3 protein-coding genes are annotated in these 2,864 nt (G+C 54.5%); all 3 read left to right on the top strand.

Translation table 11 applies throughout. The features are described 5' to 3' along the window. Positions 1-1,108: chromosomal replication initiator protein DnaA (gene dnaA, locus AAC035_RS20310; RefSeq protein ID WP_339806930.1), on the top strand; the 1,108-nt coding region annotated here is incomplete at its 5' end. Positions 1,109-1,169: 61 nt separating this feature from the next. Then, a complete protein-coding gene (gene dnaN, locus AAC035_RS20315; RefSeq protein WP_339806931.1) occupies positions 1,170-2,273 on the top strand; it encodes a DNA polymerase III subunit beta in 1,104 nt (367 codons plus the stop codon). A 94-nt stretch (positions 2,274-2,367) separates the two neighbouring features. Further along, positions 2,368-2,864 (top strand): AarF/UbiB family protein (locus AAC035_RS20320; RefSeq protein ID WP_339806932.1); only part of this gene is annotated, 497 nt, incomplete at its 3' end.

Here is a 2,864-nt window from a genome sequence, read left to right on the forward strand (position 1 = left end):
GGTGACCGAGGAAGAACAGGGTGTGGCTGCTTCGGTACCTGCTCAGCAGACGCGACGTTCGGTTCAGGTCGAGGGCGATATCAAGCATCAGTCGTTTCTGAATGAGGGTTTTACCTTTGATACCTTTGTTGAGGGTAAATCCAACCAGCTGGCCCGGGCCGCCTCGATGCAGGTAGCGGAGAATCCCGGTGGCGCCTATAACCCGCTGTTTCTGTATGGTGGCGTAGGACTTGGTAAAACCCACCTGATGCACGCCATAGGGAATGAAATTGTCCGACGCAATCCGGGCGCCAAGGTGGCCTATCTGCGCTCGGAACGATTCGTTGCCGACATGGTGAAAGCGCTTCAGCTGAATGCGATCAATGAGTTCAAGCGCTATTACCGTTCCGTGGATGCCCTGTTGATTGACGACATCCAGTTTTTCGCCCGCAAGGAGCGTTCGCAGGAAGAGTTTTTTCATACCTTCAATGCGTTGCTGGAGGGCGGTCAGCAGGTTATTGTTACCTGTGACCGGTTTCCCAAGGAAATCGTCGACATGGAAGAGCGGCTCAAGTCCCGTTTTGGCTGGGGGCTTACAGTGATGGTGGAACCGCCGGAGCTGGAAACCCGGGTTGCGATTCTGATGAAAAAGGCGGACCAGGCTAATGTGCGTCTGAGCAGTGAGGCCGCCTTTTTTATTGCCCAGAAAATACGCTCTAACGTGAGAGAGCTTGAAGGCGCGCTGCGGCTGGTGATAGCGAATGCTCACTTCACAGGCTCGGAGATTACGCCGCCCTTTATTCGGGAGAGCCTCAAGGACCTGCTGGCTCTCCATGAAAAGCAGGTGGGAATTGATAACATCCAGCGCACGGTAGCGGAGTATTACAAGATCAAGGTATCCGATCTGTTATCGAAAAGGAGGACCCGTACGGTGACCCGGCCCAGGCAATTGGCCATGTCGTTGGCAAAAGAGCTGACCAACCACAGTCTGCCTGAAATAGGTGACGCCTTCGGCGGTCGCGACCATACCACCGTGCTGCATGCCTGCAAGAAAATCATTGAACTCCGGGAAACCGATGCCGGTATCCGGGAAGACTACCAGAATTTTATGAGACTGCTGACCAGCTAGGTGAGACCGAATTGGCACGCGCAACACACACTGTTCACCTTTCACAGGAACACTGAGTGACATGAAACTGACTATCAGCCGGGAAGCGCTACTTACCCCCCTACAATCCATTGCGGGCGTTGTTGAACGCAAGCAGACCATGCCGGTGTTGTCGAATGTGCTGTTGGTGGCGGAAGACAACCGACTCACCATGACCGGCACCAATATGGAAGTCGAACTGGTAGGCCGGGTTGCGCCGGTGCATGTGGATCAGCCTGGCAGCATTACGGTGCCGGCGAGGAAGCTTTCTGATATCTGTCGTGCATTGGGTGACGAAGCGCCGATTGAACTGAGTCTGGAGGGTGATCGTCTTCATCTGCGTTGCGGGGCCAGTCATTTTACCCTGTCGACCTTGCCGGCCCAGCATTTTCCCAATGTTGAAGATGAGCCTGCCAGTCTTACCCTTGAACTGCCGCAAAAGGAACTTGGCCGGATGTTCGAGGCAACGGCCTTTGCCATGGCTCAGCAGGATGTGCGTTATTACCTGAATGGCTTGTTGCTGGAAGTTGGCAAGGACTACGTCCGCACCGTTGCGACAGATGGCCACCGGCTGGCGATGGCGCACTTTGACATGGCTACAGGCTACGACGAAATCCGTCAGGTAATTGTTCCCCGCAAGGGCGTGCTGGAACTGGCAAGGCTGCTGGATGACGTGGACACGCCGGTTACTCTGGTAGTGGGCGACAATCACCTGCGAGCAACGGTGGGTTCCTACACCTTTACCTCGAAACTGATCGAAGGCAAGTTCCCGGACTACAATCGTGTTATTCCCCGGGGTGGTGACAAAATTGTGCTGGCAGACCGGTCCACACTCAAGAACATGCTGCAGCGGGCAGGTATCCTGTCCCACGAAAACATCCGTGGCGTTCGTTTGCATCTGTCATCCGGTAAGCTGGAAGTGTTTGCCAATAACCCGGATCAGGAACAGGCGGAAGACGCCCTGGCCGTGGAATATGAGGGGGAGTCCCTGCAGATCGGGTTTAACGTCGGTTATCTGGTGGACGTGCTGAACGCACTGGATGATGATCAGGTTAAAATGACACTGGCGAACCCGAATAGCAGCGCACTGATGGAATCCAGCACCGATCAGCGATGCTTGTACGTGGTTATGCCTATGAGGCTGTAATATCAGGTAGCTATCATGTTTTCCCTGAGGGATGGGTGCCGGGGGCCGGCGCCAGAGTAGTTAATGAATAAATGAAACATGGAGCTGATTTATCATGGTAGGGATATCGGACGGTGTTAAAGGGGCATTTCGGATAGGACAAACCTTGTCGGTGGTGGGACGCACCAGTCTTGGCTGGATACGTGGTCATCGCCCGCCCACACCCCGGTTGTTGCGTGAAACCTTTGAATCCCTGGGAGCGACCTACATCAAGCTGGGGCAGTTTATTGCCAGCTCTCCGACTTTTTTCCCAAAGGAATATGTTGAGGAATTTCAGGGTTGTCTGGATAGGACCCCTAGCTTGCCGTTCCCGGTTATCCGCAGAATTATCCGCGAGGAACTGGGGCGGCCTCTCGAGGAAGTGTTCAGCGAGATTGATCCGGTAGCCCTGGCTTCGGCATCAATAGCTCAGGTTCACGCGGCCAGACTGTTGTCCGGTGAAGAAGTGGTGATCAAGGTTCAGAAGCCAGGGGTAGAGACGGTTTTGCTGACGGATCTCAACCTTCTTTATTTTGGCTCCCGGGTTGTTGAAACCCTGGCGCCAAAGCTTTC

This window comes from uncultured Marinobacter sp. (assembly GCF_963974375.1).
In the GTDB taxonomy this organism is placed as follows: Bacteria; Pseudomonadota; Gammaproteobacteria; order Pseudomonadales; family Oleiphilaceae; genus Marinobacter.

Excerpts from the sequence above, each read along its gene's own strand:
- dnaN (WP_339806931.1), top strand. The coding sequence starts at position 1,170 with ATGAAACTGACTATCAGCCGGGAAGCGCTACTTACCCCCCTACAATCC.